We start from the raw sequence: 20,863 nt of genomic DNA, 5'->3' as shown, positions 1-20,863 counted from the left end.
AGTAGGGAGTGATCCGTATGACGGCCGAGCCGGGAGCTCTTCGGGGACAGGGAATTAGCGACCGGGATCGCTCACAGGCACCGCCTGAGGTGATCCACCGGCTCGCGGTGGCTTTCCTGTCCACCTATCGGGCTCCGCAGGCCGATGCGCCTGGGGTCGCGGCCACCGGTCCTCAGGTCGCCGTGGCCGAGCGACTGGTCTCCGATGCCACGCTGGCCGCCCACTACGCGTTGGGCGGCCAACGGGCGCCGGGCGAAACCAAGGTCATGGTGTATCCGGGGGACAGTGACTCCGGCCCTGCCCTGCAGATCGTCACCGAGCAGGCGGCGATGCTCGTGGATTCCGTGACGGTGCTGCTGCACCGCCACGGCATCGCCTACCCGGCCATCATGAACCCGGTCTTCCGGGTGCGCCGCGACGCCAACGGGGTGCTGCTGGACTTCCAGCCCGCCGCCGAGGCCACCGGGGTCGACGGCGTCGACGAATGCTGGATCCTCGTTCCGGTCAACGGGGCGGCCGACGGCCCGGCACTGACCGAGGTGGTCGCACTGGTGCCCGGCGTCCTGGCCGAGGCGCGCCAGATCGGGTTGGACGCCGCGGCCATGGGCGCCGCGCTGCACGCCCTGGCCAACGACGTGGCCACCGATGTGGAGGGCCGGTTTCCCAACACCGACCGCAGGGATGTCGCCGCTCTGCTGCGTTGGTTGTCCGACGGACATTTCGTGCTGCTCGGTTATCAGCAGTGCGCGATCAGCGACGGGCAGGCCTCGGTCGATCCCGCCAGCCGGCTCGGCGTGCTCAAGCTGCGCGACGACGTACTCCCGCCGCTGACCGCTCCTGACGACCTGATGGTGCTGGCGCAGGCCACGATGCCGAGCTATGTGCGCTACGGCGCCTACCCGTACATCGTCGTCGTACGCGAGAGCGGCGAGCGGGTCGTCGAGCATCGCTTCGTCGGCCTGTTCACGGTGGCTGCGATGAACGCCAACGTGCTGGAGATCCCGTTGATCTCGCGGCGGGTCGAGGAGGCGCTGGCCATGGCGCGCCGCGACCCCAGCCATCCCGGGCAGCTGCTGCGCGACATCTTCCAGACCATCCCGCGCCCCGAACTGTTCGCGCTGAGCTCGAAGCAGCTGCTGGACATGGCGCTGACCGTGGTGGACCTGGGGTCACGGCGCCGCACCCTGCTGTTCCTGCGCGCAGACCAACTGGCGCACTTCGTGTCCTGCCTGGTGTACCTGCCACGTGACCGCTACACCACCGCGGTGCGGCTGGAGATGCAGGACATCCTCGTACGCGAGCTCGGCGGGGAGAGCATCGACTACTCCGCCAGGGTCAGCGAATCACCGTGGGCGGTGGTGCATTTCACGGTCCGGCTGCCCGACGGCACGGCCTCGCACACCGTGGACACCTCGGCCGAGAACGAGAGCCGGATCCAGAACCTGCTGACCGAGGCCACCCGCAACTGGGGTGACCGCATGACCAGCGCCGCCGCGCACGCGGCGCTCAGCCCGGCCGCCGTCGAGCACTACGCGACGGCGTTCCCGGAAGACTACAAACAAGCCGTCGCCCCGGCGGATGCCATCGCAGATATCGCGATCATCGAAGGGCTGCAGGACAATTCGGTCAAGCTGGTGTTCGACGAGGGTGGGGACGACGGGCTGGCCCAGCTCACCTGGTACCTCGGGGGACAGTCGGCCTCACTGAGCGAACTGCTGCCGATGCTGCAGTCGATGGGTGTGGTGGTGCTCGAAGAGCGTCCCTACACCGTGCGCCGGGCCGACGGCCTGCCGGTGTGGATCTATCAGTTCAAGGTGGCCAGGCAGCGCAGCATCCCCAAGGCGCCCGATGCGGCATCGCGGGAGGCCACCGCCCAGCGGTTCGCCGACGCCGTGACCGCGATCTGGCACGGCTGGGTCGAGGTGGACCGGTTCAACGAACTGGTGCTGCGCGCCGACCTGACCTGGCAGCAGGTGGTGATCCTGCGCGCCTACGCGAAGTACCTGCGTCAGGCGGGTTTCCCGTACAGCCAGTCGCACATCGAGTCTGTGGTCAACGAGAACCCACACACCACCCGGTCATTGGTGCAACTGTTCGAGGCACTCTTCGACCCGACCGAGGACACCGCGGGTACCCGGGACGCCCAGGGTGCGGCCGCTGCCGTGGCCGCCGACATCGACGCCCTGGTCAGCCTGGACACCGACCGGGTGCTGCGGGCCTTCGCCACCCTGATCCAGGCCACGCTGCGGACCAACTACTTTGTGCAGCAGCCGAATTCGGCGCGGCAACGCGGTGTGGTGGCGATGAAGCTGAACCCCGGCCTGATCAACGAGTTGCCGTTGCCGCGGCCCAAGTTCGAGATCTTCGTGTACTCACCCCGGGTGGAAGGCGTGCACCTGCGGTTCGGGTTCGTGGCCCGCGGCGGGCTGCGCTGGTCGGACCGCCGTGAGGACTTCCGCACCGAGATCCTCGGCCTCGTCAAGGCTCAGGCGGTGAAGAACGCGGTCATCGTTCCGGTCGGGGCCAAGGGCGGGTTCGTGGTGAAACGGCCGCCCGAGCCGACCGGCGACGCCGCCGTCGACCGTGAGGCGACGCGCGCCGAAGGCGTTGCGTGCTACCAACTTTTCATCTCCGGACTGCTCGACGTGACCGACAACGTCGACAAGGGAACCGGTGCCGTCGTCACCCCACCGGACGTGGTGCGGCGCGACGGAGAGGACGCCTATCTGGTGGTGGCGGCCGACAAGGGCACGGCCACGTTCTCCGACATCGCCAACGAGGTCGCGAAGTCCTACGGGTTCTGGCTGGGCGACGCGTTCGCCTCGGGCGGTTCCATCGGCTACGACCACAAGGCCATGGGCATCACCGCCAAGGGCGCGTGGGAGTCGGTGAAGCGCCACTTCCGGGAGATGGGGGTGGACACCCAGAGCCAGGACTTCACCGTTGTCGGCGTCGGCGACATGAGCGGTGACGTGTTCGGCAACGGCATGCTGCTGTCGAAGCACATCAGGCTCATCGCCGCCTTCGACCACCGGCACATCTTCGTCGATCCCAATCCCGACGCGGCGGTGTCGTGGGTGGAACGCAAGCGCCTGTTCGAGCTGCCGCGGTCCAGCTGGGAGGACTACGACGCCAAGCTGATCAGCGAGGGCGGCGGTGTTTTCAGCCGTCAGCAGAAGTCCATCCCGATCAGCCCCCAGGCGCGCGCCGCACTCGGGATCGAGGGCGACATAGAGGAACTCACGCCGCCCGCCCTGATGAAGGCCATTCTCAAGGCACCGGTGGACCTGCTGTGGAACGGCGGTATCGGCACCTACGTCAAGGCCGAGACCGAGGCCGATGTCGGTGATCGCGCCAACGACCAGATCCGGGTGTGCGGAAACGAAGTGCGGGCCAAGGTTATCGGCGAGGGCGGCAACCTCGGCGTGACGTCCCTGGGGCGCATCGAATTCGACCTGGCCGGCGGCCGGATCAACACCGATGCACTGGACAACTCCGCGGGCGTGGACTGTTCCGACCACGAGGTCAACATCAAGATCCTGATCGACTCGCTGGTCACCGCCGGCAAGGTCAGTCCCGAGGAACGCACCGAGTTGCTGTTGTCGATGACCGACGAGGTCGGTGCCCTGGTGCTGACCGACAACAAGGACCAGAACGACCTGATGGGGACCAGCCGGGCCAACGCCGCGAGCATGCTCTCGGTCCACGCCCGGATGATCAAGGAGTTCGTGGCCAACCGTGGGCTGAACCGCGAGCTGGAGGCGTTGCCCTCGGAGAAGGAGATCCGGCGCCGCGTTGACGCCGGAATCGGTTTGACCTCACCGGAATTGGCCACCCTGATGGCCCACGTCAAGCTCAATCTCAAAGACGATGTGCTGGCCAGCGACCTGCCCGATCAGGAGGTGTTCGCCTCCCGGCTGCCGCGGTACTTCCCGAAGAAGCTGCGGGAGCCGTTCACCAGCGAGATCCGGTCGCACCAACTGCGCCGGGAGATCGCCACCACCATGCTGGTCAACGATCTCGTCGACACCAGCGGGATCAGCTACGCGTACCGCATCACCGAGGATGTCGGCGTCGGCCCCGTCGACGCGCTGCGCAGCTACGTAGCCACCGACGCCATCTTCGGGATCGGCAAGGTGTGGCGCGAGATCCGGGCTGCCGGTGATGACGGGGTCCCGGTGTCCGTCACCGACCGGATGACGCTGGATCTGCGCCGGCTGGTCGACCGGGCCGGGCGCTGGCTGCTCAACTACCGTCCGCAGCCGCTGGCGGTCGGTGCCGAGATCAACCGGTTCGCCGCGAAGGTGTCCGCCCTGCGCCCACACATGCCGCAATGGCTACGTGGTGACGACAAGGCCATCGTCGAGAAAGAGGCCGGGGAGTTCTCCGCGCAAGGGGTTTCCGACGAACTGGCGTATGCGGTGGCGACCGGGCTGTACCAGTACAGCCTGCTCGACGTGATCGACATCTCCGACATCGTGGATCGCGAGCCCGCCGAGGTGGCCGACACCTACTTCGCGCTGATGGATCGCCTCGGAGCCGATGGCCTGCTCACCGCGGTGTCCCGGCTGGGCCGCGACGACCGGTGGCATTCCTTGGCGCGGTTGGCGATTCGCGACGACATCTACGGTTCACTTCGGGCCCTGTGCTTCGACGTGCTCGCGGTCGGCGAACCCGACGAGACCGGCGAGGAGAAGATCGCCGAGTGGGAGCTGACCAACAGCTCCCGGGTGACCCGCGCCCGTCGCACGCTGACCGAGATATACCAAGATGGTGAGCAGGATCTGGCAACGCTGTCGGTGGCGGCGCGGCAGATCCGCAGCATGACACGAACGAGTGGAACGGGAACAACTGCGTGAGCTTTACAACGCCGGTGCACGTGCGCTGGTCGGACATCGACATGTACCAGCACATCAATCACGCCACCATGGTGACTCTTCTCGAAGAGGCCCGGATACCTTTTCTGCGTGAGCCGTTCGGCGCCACGATCGAGACGATCGGCCTGCTGATCGCCGAGGTCAAAATCGTCTACAAGGGGCAGCTCCGGCTCGTGGACTCACCGCTGCAGGTGACCATGTGGTCCAAGCGGGTGCGGGCCGTCGACTTCACCATCGGCTACGAGGTGCGCTCGCTGAATGCCGCCCCGGACTCCAAGCCGTCGGTGATCGGCGAGACCCAACTGGCCGCGGTACACATCGCCGAGCAACGACTGGAACGTCTGACGGCCGAGCAGCGCGGCTACCTGGAGAGCCATCTGCGATGACCGCCACCGAGCGCGGGCTGTGGATCGACGATCCGCGGGACCGCGACGACTTCGCGACGTTCCTCGACCGTGCTTTGCGGCTGGACGGTGCCGCGGTGGTGCGGCTGCGGGAGCGGACCGCCGGGCAGGGGAGTGGCGGCACAGCCGTGGCCTGGGTGGCGACCGGGTTGGAGGTGCTGGCCAGCCGGGTCGTGGCCGGGCGGGTGCGTCCGTCGGACCTGTCCGCGGGCGCCGACGCGCTGGTGGCCGGATTGTCCACTGCCGCAGACGGATACGTCGACCCAGGCTTCCCGATGGACTCCGCCTGGCGCGGTGGCTTGCCGCCCGAGGACGGATTCGTCCACCTCGATGACATCCCCGCCCGGGTGATGCTCGACCTGGCCCAGCAGGGCGGTGCGCTGGCCCGCGAGCACGGCAGTGCCCACGGGCCGCCGGCCTCGCTGCTCGACCAGGAGGTCATCGCGGTCAGCGCGGGCGAATACCGCATCGGCATCCCGATGCGCTGCGTCTTCGCGTTGACGGCCATGGGATTTCTGCCGCAGACGGGCAACGAGGTCAGCGAGCAGGAGATCGTGCGGGTCCGCGCACACCCGTCTTGGTTGCGCATCGACGCCCGATTCGGCTCGGTGTACCGCCGCCGCGGCAGCGCCGCACTGATCCTGGGTTGACCAGCGGGCGCAACGTGTCATCTGGTGACTTCGAGCTGACCATGGACGAGCTGCGGGTCGTCGCTCGATACGTGACGGAGACGGCGGAAGAGGTCCTCGGCGTATTCGAGGGTGTCCATCCCGATGACCGTCGGCCGCGAGCCGCCATCACCGCCGCGTGGCGGTTCGTCGACGGTGCGCCCAGATCCCAGGCGCAGCGGGTCGCCTCGCTGGACGCCCACCGGGCAGCGAAGGGTGCCGGCACCGAAGCCGCACGTCTGGCGGCGCAGGCGGCCGGTGACGCCGCCTCAGCGGCCTACCTGCATCCGATCGCGAAAGCCCATCAGGTCGGCCACATCCTACGGGCCGCGGCGAGCGCGGCCCGCATCGCCGAGATCAATGGCGACGGTGATCCCGCGGCGGCCGACATGGTGCTGCAGCGAGTTCGGCAGCGTGCCTCACCGGTGTTGATCGACGTTCTCCGTCGCTATCCGCCCGCGCCGACCGGCAAAAGCCGGGTGGCCCAGCTGATGACGACCTTGGACGATGCCCTGAGGGCGCAGCGCTGACGGCCCACCTTCAGATCAGCCAGGCGGCGGTGTCGGCGGGCAGCAGATCATCCGCCGGCTCACCACTGCTCAGCAGCACCTCGCCGGGCGGCAACGGCACCGGCTCGGCACCCGTGTTGAGGACACACACCAGGCCACTTTCGCGCCGCAGCGTCAGAACGTCGCCTGCGCTGTTCAGCTCGATCCGGTCGCCGGTGAATTCGTCACGGCTGGAGCGTAATTGGATGGCCCGCCGGTAGAACTGCAGCGTCGACGACGGATCGGCCTGCTGACGCTGCACCGTCAACGGTGCCCACTCGGCGGGCATCGGCAACCAGGTATCGGAGTCCGACGAAAACCCGAACGGTGGGGCATCGCCCGACCACGGCATCGGGACCCGGCACCCGTCACGTCCGCGTTCGGTGTGACCCGAGCGCTCCCACACCGGATCCTGGAGCACCTCGTCGGGCAGATCGACATTGGGCAGCCCGAGTTCCTCGCCGTTGTAGACGAACACCGCACCCGGCAGTGCCAGCATCACCAGGGCCATCGCCCGTGCCCGCGCCAACCCTCGGGCACCGCCGCCGTAGCGGGTGACCTCACGTTCCACGTCGTGGTTGGACAGCGTCCACGTCGGTGTCGCCCCGGCGAGGTCGGCCGCGGTGATCGCGTTGTCGATCGCGTCGTGGACTTCGCGGGCGTCGAAATCGGCTTGCACCAGACGGAAATTGAAGCCCAGGTGCAGCTCGTCGGGGCGCAGGTACTTGGCGAAGCGCTCGTTGCCGTGCACCCAGACCTCGCCGACCGCCACGGCGTCGGGATAGTCGTCGAGCACCGTGCGGATGAAGCGGTGGATGTCGTGCACGCTGTCGTTGTCGAACCGCGGGTCGTCGTCACTGTTTCGGAGCAGCGCGGTGTCGGTGACCGCCATGTCGGGCAGCTCGGGTGGCTTGGCCATGCCATGGGCCACATCGATACGGAACCCGTCGACCCCGCGGTCGAGCCAGAACCGCAGCGTCTTCTCCAGATCCTCGAACACCGCGGGGTGGTTCCAGTTCAGGTCGGGCTGGGCGGGGTCGAACAGGTGCAGATACCACTGGCCCGGTGCGCCGTCGGGTTCGGTGACGCGGGTCCATGCCGGGCCGCCGAACACCGACACCCAGTTGTTGGGCGGCGCGTCACCGTGTGGGCCGCGGCCGTCCCGGAAGATGTAGCGGTCGCGACGGCGCGGATCGGCCAGAGCCTGGACGAACCACGGGTGCGCCGAACTGGTGTGGTTGGGCACCAGGTCCATGGTGACCCGGATCCCGCGGGCATGAGCGGCGTCGAGCAAACGGTCCAGGGCGTCGATACCGCCGAACAGCGGGTCGACGTCGCGCGGGTCGGCGACGTCATAGCCGTGGTCGGCCATCGGCGACACCATCACCGGGTTGAGCCACAGGGCGTCGACGCCGAGCGCCGCCAGATAGTCCAGCCCGGCGCTCACCCCGTCGAGGTCACCGACCCCATCGCCATTGCTGTCGGCGAATGAGCGGGGATAGACCTGGTAGAAAACCGCGTCTACCCACCACCGGCGCATGTCAGAACGCCGAGTTCACCATCGAATCTGCGGCCATGTTCAGATAGTCCAGCAACGCGCGCCGGTGCGGCTCGTCCAGCGTCGCCGAGTCGATCGAGGCCACCGCGGTGTGCATGCAGCGCAACCAGGCGTCCCGCTCGAGGTACCCGATCCGGAACGGGGCGTGCCGCATCCGCAGCCGGGGGTGGCCGCGCTGATCGGAGTAGGTCCGCGGCCCGCCCCAGTACTGCTCGAGGAACATCCGCAGCCGCTCTTCGGCGCCGTCGATGTCGTCCTCGGGATACAACGGCAGCAGGATCTCGTCCTCGCGCACCAGTTGGTAGAACCGCGACACGATCGTCGCGAAAGTCTCGTGCCCACCGACTTCGTCGTAGAAAGATCGCTGCACCTGCGTCACGTCGTTCATTGTGGTCCATTGTGGCCTGACGGCACGTCGGCGCCGGTCACGGCACCGTGGTCACCTGGTGTTCATTGGACTGACCTGCGAACACACAAAGAATTTTCGTGCGTATCCGCAGGATCCATGGTGGACTGTCTCCTCGGAGGCTCCATGGCGCACAGCAAAAAAAGCCATATGCGACGGACCGGCCACATTCCCGGCCCATCGGGACCCCATGTGCCAAATCGCCCCCTGCACAGCGTCGAGGCACTGCCGACGACCAACCCTGACGCCTCCCTGTGGGGGCGTCGCCGGGTGCTGCTGCTCAACTCCACCTACGAACCGCTGACCGCGCTGCCACTGCGGCGCGCGGTGATCATGGTGATGTGTGGCAAGGCCGACGTCGTGCACGACGACCCGTCGGGGCCGGTCATCCACTCGGCCACCCGGACCATCGTGGTGCCCTCGGTGATCCGGCTGCGCACCTTCGTGCGGGTGCCCTACCGGGCCCGCATCCCGATGACCCGGGCGGCGCTCATGCACCGTGACCGATTCCGCTGCGCGTACTGCGGCGGCCGGGCCGACACCGTCGACCATGTGATCCCGCGTAGCCGCGGTGGCGAGCACTCGTGGGAGAACTGTGTGGCGGCGTGCGCGCCGTGCAACCACCGCAAGGCCGACCGTCTGCTGGCCGAACTCGGCTGGTCACTGCGGTGCGTGCCGATGCCGCCGAAGGGGCAGCACTGGAGGCTGTTGTCGACGATCAAGGAGCTCGACCCGGCCTGGGTGCGCTATCTGGGCGAGGGCGCGGCCTGATGCCCGACTTGCTGGGCACTCTCGGCGCATCGTCGCATTGCGGCTGATACGGTTTGCGCGTGAGCACAGCACTTACCCATTCCCTCCTCGGAGGGGTTCCGCTGGTGTTGTTCGTGGTCCTTGCGTTGATCTACCTGCCCCAAAAGGGACCGCATCCGGCTACCTACAAGATGTCCGATCCGTGGACCCACGAGCCCATTCTGTGGGCCGCCGAGGAGCCGCAGGATCACGGACACGGCGGGCATGATTCACACGGTGTGACGATCGGAGGCGGCGCAAGTGGCAAGTGGTGAAATTGCGACCGCGACGAAGGACGTCGACCTGCCGTACGGCTACGCCCTGACCTACAGCGGCCGGATCTCCGGGGTCACCGAGCCCGGTGAGCTGTCGGTGCACTACCCCTTCCCGACGATGGACCTCGTCGTCCTCGACGACGCGCTGAAGTACGGCTCCCGCGCTGCCAAGGCCCGGTTCGCCGTCTACATCGGTGACCTCGGCGCGGACACCGCCGCCACGGCACGCGAGATCCTGGCCAAGGTGCCCACCCCCAACAACGCGGTGCTGCTCGCGGTCTCACCCGACCAGCACGCCATCGAGGTGGTCTACGGCGCCGACGTCAAGGGCCGTGGCATCGAAGAGGCCGCCCCGCTGGGCGTCTCGGCAGCTGCCGCCTCATTCAAGGAAGGCAACTTGATCGACGGTCTGATCAGCGCCGTGCGCGTGCTGTCGGCCGGCGTTTCTCCCGCCTGATTTTTCGTACCTGGCACCGTGAGCGTGCGTGGTTGTCTGTCGACAATCACGCACGCTCGCTGCATTTGTGGGGTCGGTTAACCCACCAGCTCAGTGCGGATCTCCACAAATCGCGTCAAGAACGCACGCTCATCGAGCCGTTTGCGCCGCATCCAGGTGCTGACCTCGAAGTTGCACTTGCTGGCGTTGCACGACGCGCACGCCGGCACCACGTTGTCCACGGTGTAGCGCCCGCCCCGTGAAATCGCCATCACACAGTCCTTCTGGAACGGACCCGTGGGGCTGTGGCAGTAGGCGCACCCGCCCCACGCCGCCTTGATGGCCTCCCACTGCTCGTCGGTCAAGTCGTGGACCACGAGGTCCATCCGACGCTTACGTTTGCGGGCAGCCCGTGCCGCGCGGGTTCGACTGACCGCCATCGGCACAGCGTATGACCGCGAGCGGGCGTGTCAGGCAGCAGACACGCCCGCTCGCGGTGCAAGTGGGGAACTAGCTCACGTCGAAGGCGCGAGCGCGCAGGGAACGTTCCACTCCGGCCCGGCCCTCGATCACCAGCCGGCGCAGCGCGGGCGGCACCTCGGGATCGGACAGGAACGCGTCCGCAGCGTCCAGGCCGTTCTGGCTGATGTCCCACGACGGGTACAGCCCGATCACCACGGTCTGAGCGACCTCGCTGGACCGCCGCTCCCACACCCCGGAGATCGCCGCGAAGTATCGCGTCGTGAACGGTGCGAGGAACTCGGACTGACCGGGCTGCACGAATCCGCCGACGATCGCGCGGGTGGTGATGTTGGCGAGCGTGTCGTCCTCGATGACCTGCTCCCACGCCGCGGACTTCACCACGTCCTGCGGGCGGGCGGCCGAGGCCGCCGCGGCCTGACGCTTGCCGGCCGCGGTCGGGTCGTTCTCGGCCTCGGCATCGATGAACGGCGCCTCGGGCCCGTCGGCGTCGACGTCGCCGGTGCGGGCCAGCGCGGTGACGATCCGCCAGCGCAGATCGGTGTCGATCACCAGGCCGGTCATGTTCACCGCGGCTGGTTCGTTGTCGAGCAGGGTCGACAGCACGGCGACATGGTTCGGCGACAGCACCGAGGTGCACAGCGCGTTCACGAACGCGAGTTGGTGATCGGAACCCGGCGCGGACTCTCGCGCCAGATCGAGCAGTGCATCCCCGAAAGCCGGCCAGCCGATTTCGGTGGCCCAGGCGGGATCGGCGTAAGAGCTCAGGGCGGTCTGCGCCTGCATCAGCAGCCGCTGCGCGACACCGACCTCGGTCTCGGCGTGCACTCCGCTCATCACCAGGGCGACGAAGTCGCGGGCCTTCATCTCGGCCTCGCGGGTCATCTCCCAGGCTGCCGACCAGGCCAGCGTCCGGGGGAGCGGATCGGCGATGTCGGCGATCCGTGACAGCACGGTCGACAGCGAGGCCGGGTCGAGCCGCAGCGAGCAGTAGGTCAGGTCGTCGTCGTTGACCAGGATCAGCTTCCCGCGCGAAACACCGACCAGGGCAGGAACTTCCGTGATCGGGCCTTCGACGTCGAGCTCCTCGCGGTGCACGCGCACGAGCTTGCCCGAGCCGTCGTCGTCGTAAATGCCGACGGCGAGCCGGTGCACCCGGGTCTCGCCGGCTCCCGGGGCCGCACCCGACTGGGCGATCGCGAACCGGGTGAACGCACCTGAGCCGTCCACATCGAAGTCGGCCCGCAACGTGTTCAAACCCGTTGTCTTGAGCCATTGCTGGCCCCAGCCGGACAGGTCGCGTCCCGAGGACTTCTCCAGCGCACCCAGCAGATCGCCGAACGTGGCGTTCGCGAAGGCGTGGTCGCGGAAGTAGTCACGCAGCCCGGAGAGGAACTCTTCGAGCCCGACGTAGGCCACCAGCTGCTTGAGCACCGAGGCGCCCTTGGCGTAGGTGATGCCGTCGAAGTTGACCTCGACGGCGGCCAGGTCCGGGATGTCGGCGGCGACCGGATGGGTCGAGGGCAGCTGATCCTGCCGGTAGGCCCAGGACTTCTCCACATTGGCGAAAGTGGTCCACGCCGTGACGTATTCGGTGGCCTCGGCCTGGCACAGCACCGACGCGAACGTCGCGAAGGACTCGTTGAGCCACAGGTCATCCCACCACTGCATGGTGACCAGATCGCCGAACCACATGTGCGCCATCTCGTGCAGCACGGTCTCGGCGCGACGCTCGTAGGAGGCCCGGGTCACCTTGGACCGGAAGACATAATCCTCGAGGAAGGTCACCGCGCCGGCGTTCTCCATGGCGCCTGCGTTGAACTCGGGCACGAACAGCTGGTCGTACTTGCCGAAGGCGTACGGCGTGCCGAAGTTCTTGTGGTAGAAGCCGAAACCCTGCTTGGTCTCGGTGAAAAGCCGGTCGGCGTCCATGAACTCGGCCAGCGAGGCCCGGCAGAAGATGCCCAGCGGGATCTCGCCGTGGGAGTCGGAGTAGGAGTCGCGCCACACCGCGTACGGTCCGGCGATCAACGCCGCCAGGTAGGTGCTCATCTTCGGAGTGGTGGCGAAGGTGTGCACGGTCCCCGACCCGTCGGGCTCGGCGCTCGTGGTGGCGCCGTTGGAGATCACCTGCCAATGCGAGGGCGCGGTGACCTGCACGTCGAACGTGGCCTTCAGGTCGGGCTGATCGAAGCAGGCGAGCATCCGCTTGGCGTCGGCGGTCTCGAACTGCGAGTAGAGGTAGACCTCGTCGTCGACCGGGTCGACGAAGCGGTGCAGGCCCTCGCCGGTGTTGGAGTACAGGCAGTCGGCATCGACCACCAGGGTGTTGTGCTCGGCCAGGCCGGGCAGCGCGATGCCCGTGGATTCGTCGTAACCGGACACGTCCAGTGCGATGCCGTTCAGCGTCGCACTGCGGACGGTATCGGCCGCCAGGTCGATGAAGGTGTCGGCGCCGGCGAGTGCGTCGAACGTCACAGTCGTAGTGGACCGGAAGGTGCGTTCGCCCGGTTTGCCGTTGCCGTCGGTGAGGTCGAGGACGACGCGGTAGTTGTCGACGGTGACCAGAGCGGCGCGCTCGATGGCCTGTTCGCGAGTGAGATTGGGAAGTGCCACCCGTCCAACCTAGTGGCTGGACCTCTGCGGGACCCGGGCTACTGGGGGAAGCCGGCGATCCCGGCGAGTCCGTTCAGCGCGCCCAGGTTGTTCAGGATCGAACCGTCGCCGATCGACGACATCATCTGCGGGCAGTACATCTGGATGGCGATTCCGGTGAAGAACGACGCCATCTGTGGGGACATGCCGCCGTCGCCGCGCATCTGTGAGGCCACCGATGCGAAGTCCTTGCCCGGCTCGACCAGCATCGGACACACGTCCTGGCCCATCTGGACAGCGGTGTTGGGGTCGCCGTAGCCCACCCCGGCGTTGTTCAGGGCGTTCAGGAACGAATTGTCGGTCGGATCGGACGGGGCCGGGACCGGATCGGCTTGCGCAGGGGCTGCAAACGCGAGGGCGGCGGCGACGGCACCGACTGTCGCCAGGAAGGCACGAGCGGCCATATTGAGCTCCTCAGCTATCACGCAGAACCCTTACTTCGCTCTGCTCACTTGGGCAACAGTGGTTTACCAGGGTCACAGGAACAACACGTTTCCATAAAGGTTCGCCCACTATGCGTTTCCTGTGCTGCTGCCGTGACTTCAGCATGCATGTCGGACATGCCAGTCACCAAGGTTGTCGCAATTGCTCCCCGGATAGTTACTCGGATCGGGAACATCTCAATGCGGGTGCAGAGTTGTGCAGATTGCAGTTGTGCCCTGAACCACATCGAGAGGACGCATAGATGGCCCCCAAGGATCAGAAGGCCGCAGACCAAAAAGACACCGCCGGTTTCTGGTTCGACCCGCTGTGCCCGTGGTGCTGGATCACCTCGCGCTGGATCCTCGAAGTCGAGAAGGTCCGTGACATCGACGTGCAGTTCCACGTCATGAGCCTCGCCGTCCTCAACGAGGGCCGCGACCTGCCCGAGAACTACCAGGAACTGATGAAGAAGGCGTGGGGCCCGGTCCGGGTCGCCATCGCCGCCGAGCAACTCAAGGGGCCGGAGATCCTCGGCCCGCTCTACACCGCGATGGGCTTCCGGATTCACAACCAGAACAACAAAGACCTCGATCAGGTCATCGCGCAGGCACTCGACGAGGTCGGTCTGCCCGCCGAACTAGCCGAGGCGGCCACCACCGACGAGTACGACGAGGCGCTGCGCAAGAGCCACCACGCCGGCATGGACGCCGTCGGTGAGGACGTAGGAACCCCGACCATCCACGTCAACGGTGTCGCATTCTTCGGCCCGGTGCTCTCGAAGATCCCGCGCGGTGAAGAGGCCGGCAAGCTCTGGGACGCGTCGGTGACGTTCGCGTCGTACCCGCATTTCTGGGAGCTCAAGCGTTCCCGTACAGAGGCACCTGAGTTCGACTAGCGCGAAACCGGATCGACCGGGCCGCGACGCAGCCACCGCAGGTCGTCGCGGCTTGGAGCCAACTCCCAGTCACCTTCGCCGGTGCACGCGAACGCACCGCACGCCAGCGCGGTCTCGAGGCACTCGCGCACCGTCGCACCGCGGGCGAGGTCAGCCAGCCAGCCGGCGACGAAGGCGTCTCCGGCACCGACGGTGTCGATAACCGGGACAGCGACGGCCGGAGCCGAATACCGGACCTCGGCTGTGGCGGCCATCGCCCCGTCGGCGCCGCGCTTGACTACCGCGCAGCCGATGCCAAGATTCAGCAGAGCGTCGAGTTGCCGCTGCGGGGAATCGGCTCCGGTGAGCAGCTCCGCCTCGTCTTCCCCGGCGAACACGATGTGGGCCCGCCGGGCAAGTTCGAGATACTCCGCCGCTGCCGCCTGCCGGTCACTCCACAGGGCGCTGCGATGGTTGACGTCGAACGATACCGATGCGCCCGCCGATGTCGCGGCGTCGATTGCAGCGTGCGCCGCGGATCGGGCGGACTCACCCAACGCGGCCGAAATGCCGGTGACATGAAGGATTCTCGTGTCAGTGACCACAGCGATCGGGACATCGGCCGGTCGCAGCCGGCTGCCGGCTTGTCCGCGGCGGTAATAGCTGACGCGGGCGCTGCCGGGGTGCGGACGTTCTTTGACCATGAGCGCCGTCGCGGCGTCGTGATCGAGCACCGGGTACGGATGAACACCTTCGGCCCGTAGTTCACGCAGAATCAATTCGCCGAGGCTGTCCGCGCCGAGCCGGCCGATCCAGGCCGCCGCGCCGCCGAGCCGGGCCACCCCGATGGCCACATTGCTCTCGGCACCGCCGAATCTCAGCTGCAGCGTCGGGTTGTGGTGCAGGCGCCCGGACTGCGGCGCCGTAAGCAGGCCGAGGCTTTCGCCGACGGTGACGACGTCGAAGGTCGGGCTCATCGCGGCGCCTGTGCCGCAACCGCGACCGCTGCGCGGGCCGCGTCAGCCACGGCATCGGCACCGGCGTCGGCCCGGGCGGTGATCCAGCTGCCGCTGACGGCGAAAACTGTCTGCTGAGTGAGGAATTCAGGCATGGTCACGGTGGTGACACCGGCTGACGGCATGAACATCATCTCCGGGAACACCGCCGCGTAGGCCGACAACAGAGCAGACGTGTCGACGGCGGCGGCCGGAAACAATTTGACCCGGTGCAGGCCGAGGCGGGCCGCGGCGCCCACCTCGGTTGGCGTCAGCACACCCGGGATGACTGCCAGGCCGGCTTGCTCGACGCATCGCACCACTTCCGCGTCCAGCCCGGGGGATACCACGAATCGCGCGCCCGCATCGATAGCATCGCGGGCTTGCGCGCTCGAGCGGACGGTGCCCGCGCCGACCAGAAGATCGCCGCGGGCGGCGAGCCGGCGAATCGCGGCGAGGCCGTGCTCGCCGCGCAACGCCACCTCGACCACCGGCAGACCGCCGTCGACGAGCCCGTCGCCGATCGCGTCGATGTGACCCGGATCCCGTACGGTCGCCAGCGGGATCACGCGGTGCTCGAACACCGCGTTCATCGGGCGTCGGCGAACGTCGGGCGGGTGCCGTAGCGCTCCAGTGCGGTTCGGTCCAGGGTGACGCCGAGCCCGGGCCCGTCTGGCACCGCGAGCATGCCGTCGCTATCGAGATCCCATCCGCCGCTGACGAGTTCGTCGATATAGGCCGATCCGGTCTTGTATTCGACGAGGTCGGTCGCCGCCAGTGCCGACGCCAGATGCAGATCGGCGGCCAACCCGATCGCGGTGTTCCAACCGTGCGGGATCAGCCGCACCCCGCGGTCCTGGGCGGCCCACCCGATACGGCGTGACTCGCTCAAACCACCACCCTTGGTGCTGTCGGGCTGGACGATGTCGAATGCCCCGGCATCGAGGAATGGCAGGAACGTCTGGCGACGGGTCAGCACCTCGCCGCCGCTGATGGGCACCTTGGAATGGCGCCTCAACTCGACGAAACCGTTGACATCGTCGGGGGCCAACGCCTCTTCGAACCAAGCGATGCCGTACTCGGCCAGCATGTCGGCCGTGCGCTTGGCCCACGACAGCCCGCCAGGGAAGAACGCCTCAGAACCACCGGCGTCGACGGCCAGCACGTGGTCGTCGACGGCGTCGCGGGCCGCGGCCACGGTACGCTCGTCGGTCTTGCTGTCCACGCGGCCGAATTTCCACCAGCCGATCTTGAACGCCGTGAATCCCTGATCCACCAGTTCAGCAAGGTTTTCGGTCATAACTGGCGCCTCGTCCATGAGCACTGAGGCGTAGGGCCTCACCCGCTCCCGGTAGCGGCCACCAAGCAGCCGCCCTACCGGTTGACCGAGCGCCTGGCCGGCCAGATCCCACAGCGCGATATCGATGGCGCTGGTGGCGTGGGTGAGGGAGCCGCCGCGGCCCATCCAGAACGCACTCTGGTGCAGCGTCTCCGTCAGCCGTTCGGCCTCGATTGCGCTCTGACCGATCAGTTGCGGCGCAAGCACATCCACGGCGGCGGCGACCAAACCTTCGGTCGTGAAGGCGCTGCCGAGGCCGACCTGGCCGCTGTCGGTGTGGACGGCGACCAGGGTGTGCACGACGTCGTCGGGCCGCAGCTCGTTGGACCAGCCCCCCTCCGGGGTGGCGCCACGCAGCCCGCACGTCTGAATGTCGGTGATTTTCATGTGTTTCGGAGCTCCTCGGGATGATGCGGTCGTGTGGTCACGGCCGGCGGGTGAGCATGAGTCCGGGCCTGCGGCCCGTGTGGGTGGCGTCGGTGACGACGGGCACGCCGTTCACCCAGACATGTCGCGCCGCGTCGGCATATCGGGGCGGCAACGTCCAGGTGTCGGTGCGGCCGATGATCGCGGGGTCGAACGCGACGACATCGGCGAAAGCTCCCTCGCGCAGTTCACCCCGGTCGCGCATGCCGAAGTGTTCGGCGACCATGCCGGTCATCTTGTGGATAGCCGTCTCCAGCGACAGGGTGCCCGTCCGCACGTGGTGAGTCAGGTAGTGCGTATGTCCGTGGTAGAAGAGCGGATTGCGGGTGCGGCCGTCGAGGGCGCCGTGTCGGCAGGTGGTGAAGGCGTCGACCCCGAGCAGGAAGTGGTCGTGCGCGATTGCCTCGGCGAGGTGGCCCGCGGTAAACAATTCGCCGAGCAGCTGCACACTGCCCATGTCGGCGCCTGCCGCGGTGAGGATGTCGAACAGGCACTCCCATTCGTCGGCGCCGCGCTTCTCGGCGATCTCGGTGAAGGGCAGTCCTTCCCAGTCGGGGTGGGTCGGGCTGACTCCGAGCCGCACGCGGTGCCACTGGCCGCGGTGGACGAACCGCCAGTAGCGGTCGCTGTCCCGGCGCACTTGCTCCCGAACTTCCCGGTCCTTGAGCAGCTCGGCGGCCTCGGCGCCGGGACGTTCTGCCAACCAGGCGGGGAGTAACCCGGTGGCCATGCCGATACCGTGGGGGTAGGGGGTCATGTCGGCCAACACATCGGTTCCACGCTGTCGTTCGGTGACAACGCGCTCGGCCGCACGCTCCCAGGCGCCGGATTCGGCGCCGGTGTCATGACGCACGTTCAGGTGCGAAAGTTGAGCCCGCACCTGCCCTCCGTCGACGACGGCGAAGAACTCGTCCACGGCGCTGTCGAGATCGGCGTCGCGGTTTCGGATGTGGCTGGCATACATGCCGTCACGCCGGCCTGCCGCCTGGGCGAGCGTCACGAGTTCCTCGGTGGCCGCGAAGCGTCCTGAGCCGTACTCCAGTCCGCTGGAGAAGCCGATCGCGCCGGCCTCCATCGCTTCCTCGAGCAGGCGTATCTGCGCGCGCAGTTGGTCGGTGGATGACCGCGCGGCGCGGCGAATCGCAGTGTGCCCCACGAACCACATGAGGTTCTGCGCTGTCGGACCCGAGTGCACCCGCTGCACGAGCTCGCCGAAGCTGCGCCAGTCGACCGGACCGTCGTAGCCCATGGCGCGCAGGGCACTTGCGGTCGTGTCGACATCGTCCTCTTCGATCGGGGCATAGGTGACGCCACAGTTGCCGACCACCTCGGTGGTGACGCCCTGGTGGATCGTGCTGAACGCGTCGGGATTGCCCAGCACTGACCAGTCGCTGTGGCTGTGCGGATCGATCAGCCCGGGGGTGATGGTCATGCCGGTGCAGTCGAGGGTGGTGACCGCTCGGACGTCGGGCGACAACCCGACGAATGCGATGCGGTTCCCGCGCAGACCGACATCGGCTCGTCGCGCGGGCGTCCCGGTACCGTCGACGATTTCTGCGCCCGTCAGCAAGTAGTCCAGTACCGGCATCTCAGAGCACCTTGCTCAGGAACTCCCGCGTGCGGGTCTCCTGCGGGCAGGTGAACATCGATGTCGGGCTGGCGGTTTCGACGATGGTGCCCTTGTCCATGTAGATCACCCGGTCGGAGACCTCGCGGGCAAAGCCCATCTCGTGGGTCACCACGACCATCGTCATGCCCTCGGCGGCAAGGTCTTTCATCACCGCCAGCACCTCGCCGACGATCTCGGGGTCCAGCGCTGACGTGGGCTCGTCGAACAGCATGATCTTTGGATCCATGGCCAGCGCACGGGCGATGGCCACGCGTTGTTTCTGGCCGCCCGACAGCGAATCGGGATAGACGTCGGCCTTGTCTGCCAGACCAACTCGCCCCAGTAGGGTGCGGGCCCGTTCCTCGGCCTCGCTCCTGGTGCGACCCAGTACCCGCCGCGGCGCCAGCACAATGTTCTCGATGACGGTCATGTGCGGAAAGAGGTTGAAATGCTGGAACACCATGCCGACGTCGCGGCGTACCACAGCAAGGTCGGCGGTCTTCTCCTGGGGCCCTAGCGTGTGTTCGTTGATCACGATCGTGCCGTGCGACGGCCGTTCCAAACCGTTCATGCAGCGCAGCAGCGTGCTCTTGCCCGAGCCCGACGCGCCGATGATGCACACCACTTCACGCTCGGCCACCCGGCACGAAACGCCGTGCAGCACTTCGGTGTCGCCGAAGCTCAGCCGTAGTCCGTCGACCTCGATCATTTGTTCGCTCCTGTAGTGAGGGTGAGGGTGTCGCCGACATCGGGTGCCTTGACGTGAACGCCGAGCCTTTGTTCGTATCGGCGGCCCAGCGACGAAAGCGCGTAGCAGATGACGAAGTAGCCGGCACCGACGATGAGGTACGTGGTGATCGGATCGGCCGTCAGCGAGCTGACCACGTTGCCCGCGCGGGTCAGTTCGATGAGACCGATGACTGCGACCAGCGAGCTGTCTTTGATCAGCACCACCAGGAAACCGACACAGGGTGGCACGATCACCCGCGCGGCCTGCGGCAGGATGACCCAGCGCATGCGATGGGTGTAGGACAGCCCGAGTGCGTCGGCGGCCTCGAACTGTCCGCGGGGGACGGCCTGGATGCTGCCGCGCACGAGCTCGCCGATGTAGGCCGACGCGAACACCGACAGCGCGATCACCGCGGCCCAGTACTCCGAGAGGCTGCTGCCCGGGGCCATCAGCGGTATACCGAAGTAGACGAAGAAGATGATCAGCAACGCCGGGATGCCGCGGATCAACGCGACGTAGAGAGCGGCCACCCACCGCAGGGCGCGGATTGTCCCGGTGGACATCAGGCCGATGACGATTCCGAGTGCGCCGCCGAAAAGCACTGACAGTGTGCATATCTGGAGAGTCACGAGGGCCCCGTGCCAGATCAGCGAGAGATGTTGGGTGCCGAGTCCTTCGAACATCACGCCACCTTCCACTTGATGGACCAGGTTTCGACGATTCGCGACAGGCTCGCGATGAGGAACGCGACCGCGAAGTAGAGCAGGCCGCCGACGGTGAACGCCTCGATGGTGCGGAACGTGGTCGAGGTGATTCCCATCATCACGTGCATCAGGTCGGGCAGGGATACGACCGACGTGATCGACGAGGCGAGGAACAGCAGAATGGTCTGATTGGTAATGGCCGGCAGGACATTGCGCATCGCCGGTGGGAATAGCACCCGCCAGAAGGTGTCGCGCGGACTGAGCCCGAGTGCCGCGCCCGCTTCGCGCAGGCCGGCTGGCACGGATTGAAAGCCAGCGCGGAAGATCTCGGCCATGTACGCCGCGTTGTTGATACTGAGTGCGAGGATGCCCGCGGCGACCGGGTCGAGGTTCACACCGGCCTGCGGCAGTGCGAAGTAGACGAGGTAGAGCTGCAACAGCAACGGGGTGTTGCGGATGACCTCGATGTAGGTCGATGACGCGATGCGCCAGATGCTCACCTTGGATGTGCGCCCGGAGTACAGCAGGATTCCGAATGCGCCGCCGACTACCGCCGCGACCAGGCTCACGCCGATGCTGACCGCGAGGCCTTTGAGCAGTGGAACGAGATAGGGGATCAGGTCCCCGTAGTAGAGCTGCATGTGTTGTCCTGAGAAATGTTGGGATG

General features: G+C 67.2%; 20 protein-coding genes. 8 read left to right on the top strand and 12 right to left on the bottom strand.

The genetic code is table 11. The features are described 5' to 3' along the window. Positions 1 to 17: 17 nt before the first annotated feature. Genes ACWEFV_RS29185 through ACWEFV_RS29170 form a run of 4 tightly spaced genes read left to right on the top strand, consistent with a single transcriptional unit; the run spans position 18 to position 6,479 of the window. The gene (locus ACWEFV_RS29185; RefSeq protein WP_450072737.1) at positions 18 to 4,859 is read left to right on the top strand and encodes an NAD-glutamate dehydrogenase; all 4,842 of its coding nucleotides are present in this window, start codon (positions 18 to 20) and stop codon (positions 4,857 to 4,859) included. Continuing rightward, complete coding sequence (locus ACWEFV_RS29180; protein ID WP_135456460.1) at positions 4,856 to 5,263, top strand: acyl-CoA thioesterase; 408 nt, start codon at positions 4,856 to 4,858, stop codon at positions 5,261 to 5,263. The genes ACWEFV_RS29185 and ACWEFV_RS29180 overlap by 4 nt, the downstream gene beginning before the upstream one ends. Continuing rightward, entirely contained in the window at positions 5,260 to 5,931 is a 672-nt protein-coding gene (locus ACWEFV_RS29175; RefSeq protein WP_450072736.1) for a hypothetical protein, read from the top strand. Before ACWEFV_RS29180 ends, ACWEFV_RS29175 begins: the two co-directional genes overlap by 4 nt. 41 nt (positions 5,932 to 5,972) lie before the next feature. Continuing rightward, a complete protein-coding gene (locus tag ACWEFV_RS29170; RefSeq protein ID WP_450072802.1) occupies positions 5,973 to 6,479 on the top strand; it encodes a putative immunity protein in 507 nt (168 codons plus the stop codon). A 10-nt stretch (positions 6,480 to 6,489) separates the two neighbouring features. Here ACWEFV_RS29170 and ACWEFV_RS29165 read toward each other — a convergent pair whose 3' ends face one another. Together ACWEFV_RS29165 and ACWEFV_RS29160 are read right to left on the bottom strand one after the other, a co-directional pair. After that, positions 6,490 to 8,037 carry a glycoside hydrolase family 13 protein gene (locus tag ACWEFV_RS29165; protein WP_450072735.1) on the bottom strand — a complete coding sequence of 516 codons (1,548 nt, stop codon included), beginning with the start codon at positions 8,035 to 8,037 and terminating at the stop codon, positions 6,490 to 6,492. A gap of 1 nt (position 8,038) precedes the next feature. Next, positions 8,039 to 8,425 carry a globin gene (locus ACWEFV_RS29160; RefSeq protein ID WP_167858160.1) on the bottom strand — a complete coding sequence of 129 codons (387 nt, stop codon included), beginning with the start codon at positions 8,423 to 8,425 and terminating at the stop codon, positions 8,039 to 8,041. A gap of 162 nt (positions 8,426 to 8,587) precedes the next feature. Here ACWEFV_RS29160 and ACWEFV_RS29155 point away from each other — a divergent pair, with 162 nt between their 5' ends. The 3 genes from ACWEFV_RS29155 to ACWEFV_RS29145 are packed head-to-tail and all read left to right on the top strand — an operon-like array spanning position 8,588 to position 9,982. Continuing rightward, the gene (locus ACWEFV_RS29155; protein WP_167857910.1) at positions 8,588 to 9,232 is read left to right on the top strand and encodes an HNH endonuclease; all 645 of its coding nucleotides are present in this window, start codon (positions 8,588 to 8,590) and stop codon (positions 9,230 to 9,232) included. A gap of 59 nt (positions 9,233 to 9,291) precedes the next feature. Beyond that, on the top strand, positions 9,292 to 9,525 hold the full coding sequence (gene ctaJ / locus ACWEFV_RS29150; RefSeq protein ID WP_135456450.1) for an aa3-type cytochrome oxidase subunit CtaJ: 234 nt from the start codon (positions 9,292 to 9,294) through the stop codon (positions 9,523 to 9,525). After that, entirely contained in the window at positions 9,512 to 9,982 is a 471-nt protein-coding gene (locus ACWEFV_RS29145; RefSeq protein WP_450072734.1) for a DUF5130 domain-containing protein, read from the top strand. Before ctaJ ends, ACWEFV_RS29145 begins: the two co-directional genes overlap by 14 nt. Positions 9,983 to 10,059: 77 nt before the next feature. Here the strand turns inward: ACWEFV_RS29145 and ACWEFV_RS29140 are convergent, their stop codons facing one another. The 3 genes from ACWEFV_RS29140 to ACWEFV_RS29130 form a co-directional block, all read right to left on the bottom strand. Next, on the bottom strand, positions 10,060 to 10,401 hold the full coding sequence (locus tag ACWEFV_RS29140) for an HNH endonuclease (RefSeq protein ID WP_450072733.1): 342 nt from the start codon (positions 10,399 to 10,401) through the stop codon (positions 10,060 to 10,062). A 70-nt stretch (positions 10,402 to 10,471) separates the two neighbouring features. After that, positions 10,472 to 13,057 (bottom strand): aminopeptidase N, encoded by a 2,586-nt coding sequence (gene pepN, locus ACWEFV_RS29135; RefSeq protein WP_450072732.1) that lies wholly within the window; start codon positions 13,055 to 13,057, stop codon positions 10,472 to 10,474. 38 nt (positions 13,058 to 13,095) lie between these two features. Continuing rightward, entirely contained in the window at positions 13,096 to 13,500 is a 405-nt protein-coding gene (locus tag ACWEFV_RS29130; RefSeq protein WP_135456442.1) for a DUF732 domain-containing protein, read from the bottom strand. 281 nt (positions 13,501 to 13,781) lie between these two features. Here ACWEFV_RS29130 and ACWEFV_RS29125 point away from each other — a divergent pair, with 281 nt between their 5' ends. Beyond that, the gene (locus tag ACWEFV_RS29125; RefSeq protein WP_135456441.1) at positions 13,782 to 14,414 is read left to right on the top strand and encodes a mycothiol-dependent nitroreductase Rv2466c family protein; all 633 of its coding nucleotides are present in this window, start codon (positions 13,782 to 13,784) and stop codon (positions 14,412 to 14,414) included. On the opposite strand, the gene ACWEFV_RS29120 is transcribed toward ACWEFV_RS29125, so the two are convergent. The 7 genes from ACWEFV_RS29120 to ACWEFV_RS29090 are packed head-to-tail and all read right to left on the bottom strand — an operon-like array spanning position 14,411 to position 20,837. After that, positions 14,411 to 15,370, bottom strand: coding sequence for a sugar kinase (locus ACWEFV_RS29120; RefSeq protein WP_450072731.1), 960 nt, complete (start codon positions 15,368 to 15,370; stop codon positions 14,411 to 14,413). The two genes, ACWEFV_RS29125 and ACWEFV_RS29120, sit on opposite strands and share 4 nt — an antisense overlap. Further along, the gene (locus ACWEFV_RS29115; RefSeq protein WP_450072730.1) at positions 15,367 to 15,981 is read right to left on the bottom strand and encodes a bifunctional 4-hydroxy-2-oxoglutarate aldolase/2-dehydro-3-deoxy-phosphogluconate aldolase; all 615 of its coding nucleotides are present in this window, start codon (positions 15,979 to 15,981) and stop codon (positions 15,367 to 15,369) included. The genes ACWEFV_RS29120 and ACWEFV_RS29115 overlap by 4 nt, the downstream gene beginning before the upstream one ends. After that, positions 15,978 to 17,114, bottom strand: coding sequence for a mandelate racemase/muconate lactonizing enzyme family protein (locus tag ACWEFV_RS29110; protein ID WP_450072729.1), 1,137 nt, complete (start codon positions 17,112 to 17,114; stop codon positions 15,978 to 15,980). The genes ACWEFV_RS29115 and ACWEFV_RS29110 overlap by 4 nt, the downstream gene beginning before the upstream one ends. Before the next feature lie 37 nt (positions 17,115 to 17,151). Beyond that, entirely contained in the window at positions 17,152 to 18,741 is a 1,590-nt protein-coding gene (locus tag ACWEFV_RS29105) for an N-acyl-D-amino-acid deacylase family protein (protein ID WP_450072728.1), read from the bottom strand. Between the two features lies 1 nt (position 18,742). Continuing rightward, a complete protein-coding gene (locus ACWEFV_RS29100) occupies positions 18,743 to 19,471 on the bottom strand; it encodes an amino acid ABC transporter ATP-binding protein (RefSeq protein WP_450072727.1) in 729 nt (242 codons plus the stop codon). Beyond that, on the bottom strand, positions 19,468 to 20,175 hold the full coding sequence (locus tag ACWEFV_RS29095) for an amino acid ABC transporter permease (protein WP_450072726.1): 708 nt from the start codon (positions 20,173 to 20,175) through the stop codon (positions 19,468 to 19,470). Before ACWEFV_RS29095 ends, ACWEFV_RS29100 begins: the two co-directional genes overlap by 4 nt. Further along, a complete protein-coding gene (locus tag ACWEFV_RS29090) occupies positions 20,175 to 20,837 on the bottom strand; it encodes an amino acid ABC transporter permease (RefSeq protein ID WP_450072725.1) in 663 nt (220 codons plus the stop codon). The genes ACWEFV_RS29095 and ACWEFV_RS29090 overlap by 1 nt, the downstream gene beginning before the upstream one ends. Positions 20,838 to 20,863: the final 26 nt, after the last annotated feature.

The organism is Mycobacterium sp. NPDC004974 (genome assembly GCF_053600815.1).
This window is presented reverse-complemented; position numbering and strand designations above follow the sequence as displayed.

What these genes read in the sequence shown, in the direction of transcription:
- ACWEFV_RS29105 (WP_450072728.1), bottom strand. Translation starts at nt 18,741, where the DNA reads ATGCCGGTACTGGACTACTTGCTGACGGGCGCAGAAATCGTCGACGGT.
- ACWEFV_RS29155 (WP_167857910.1), top strand. Translation starts at nt 8,588, where the DNA reads ATGGCGCACAGCAAAAAAAGCCATATGCGACGGACCGGCCACATTCCC.
- ACWEFV_RS29115 (WP_450072730.1), bottom strand. Translation starts at nt 15,981, where the DNA reads ATGAACGCGGTGTTCGAGCACCGCGTGATCCCGCTGGCGACCGTACGG.
- ACWEFV_RS29110 (WP_450072729.1), bottom strand. Translation starts at nt 17,114, where the DNA reads ATGAAAATCACCGACATTCAGACGTGCGGGCTGCGTGGCGCCACCCCG.
- ACWEFV_RS29130 (WP_135456442.1), bottom strand. Translation starts at nt 13,500, where the DNA reads ATGGCCGCTCGTGCCTTCCTGGCGACAGTCGGTGCCGTCGCCGCCGCC.
- ACWEFV_RS29140 (WP_450072733.1), bottom strand. Translation starts at nt 10,401, where the DNA reads ATGGCGGTCAGTCGAACCCGCGCGGCACGGGCTGCCCGCAAACGTAAG.
- ACWEFV_RS29185 (WP_450072737.1), top strand. Translation starts at nt 18, where the DNA reads ATGACGGCCGAGCCGGGAGCTCTTCGGGGACAGGGAATTAGCGACCGG.
- ACWEFV_RS29100 (WP_450072727.1), bottom strand. Translation starts at nt 19,471, where the DNA reads ATGATCGAGGTCGACGGACTACGGCTGAGCTTCGGCGACACCGAAGTG.
- ACWEFV_RS29120 (WP_450072731.1), bottom strand. Translation starts at nt 15,370, where the DNA reads ATGAGCCCGACCTTCGACGTCGTCACCGTCGGCGAAAGCCTCGGCCTG.
- ACWEFV_RS29165 (WP_450072735.1), bottom strand. Translation starts at nt 8,037, where the DNA reads ATGCGCCGGTGGTGGGTAGACGCGGTTTTCTACCAGGTCTATCCCCGC.
- ACWEFV_RS29090 (WP_450072725.1), bottom strand. Translation starts at nt 20,837, where the DNA reads ATGCAGCTCTACTACGGGGACCTGATCCCCTATCTCGTTCCACTGCTC.
- ACWEFV_RS29095 (WP_450072726.1), bottom strand. Translation starts at nt 20,175, where the DNA reads ATGTTCGAAGGACTCGGCACCCAACATCTCTCGCTGATCTGGCACGGG.
- ACWEFV_RS29170 (WP_450072802.1), top strand. Translation starts at nt 5,973, where the DNA reads ATGGACGAGCTGCGGGTCGTCGCTCGATACGTGACGGAGACGGCGGAA.
- ACWEFV_RS29125 (WP_135456441.1), top strand. Translation starts at nt 13,782, where the DNA reads ATGGCCCCCAAGGATCAGAAGGCCGCAGACCAAAAAGACACCGCCGGT.
- ACWEFV_RS29175 (WP_450072736.1), top strand. Translation starts at nt 5,260, where the DNA reads ATGACCGCCACCGAGCGCGGGCTGTGGATCGACGATCCGCGGGACCGC.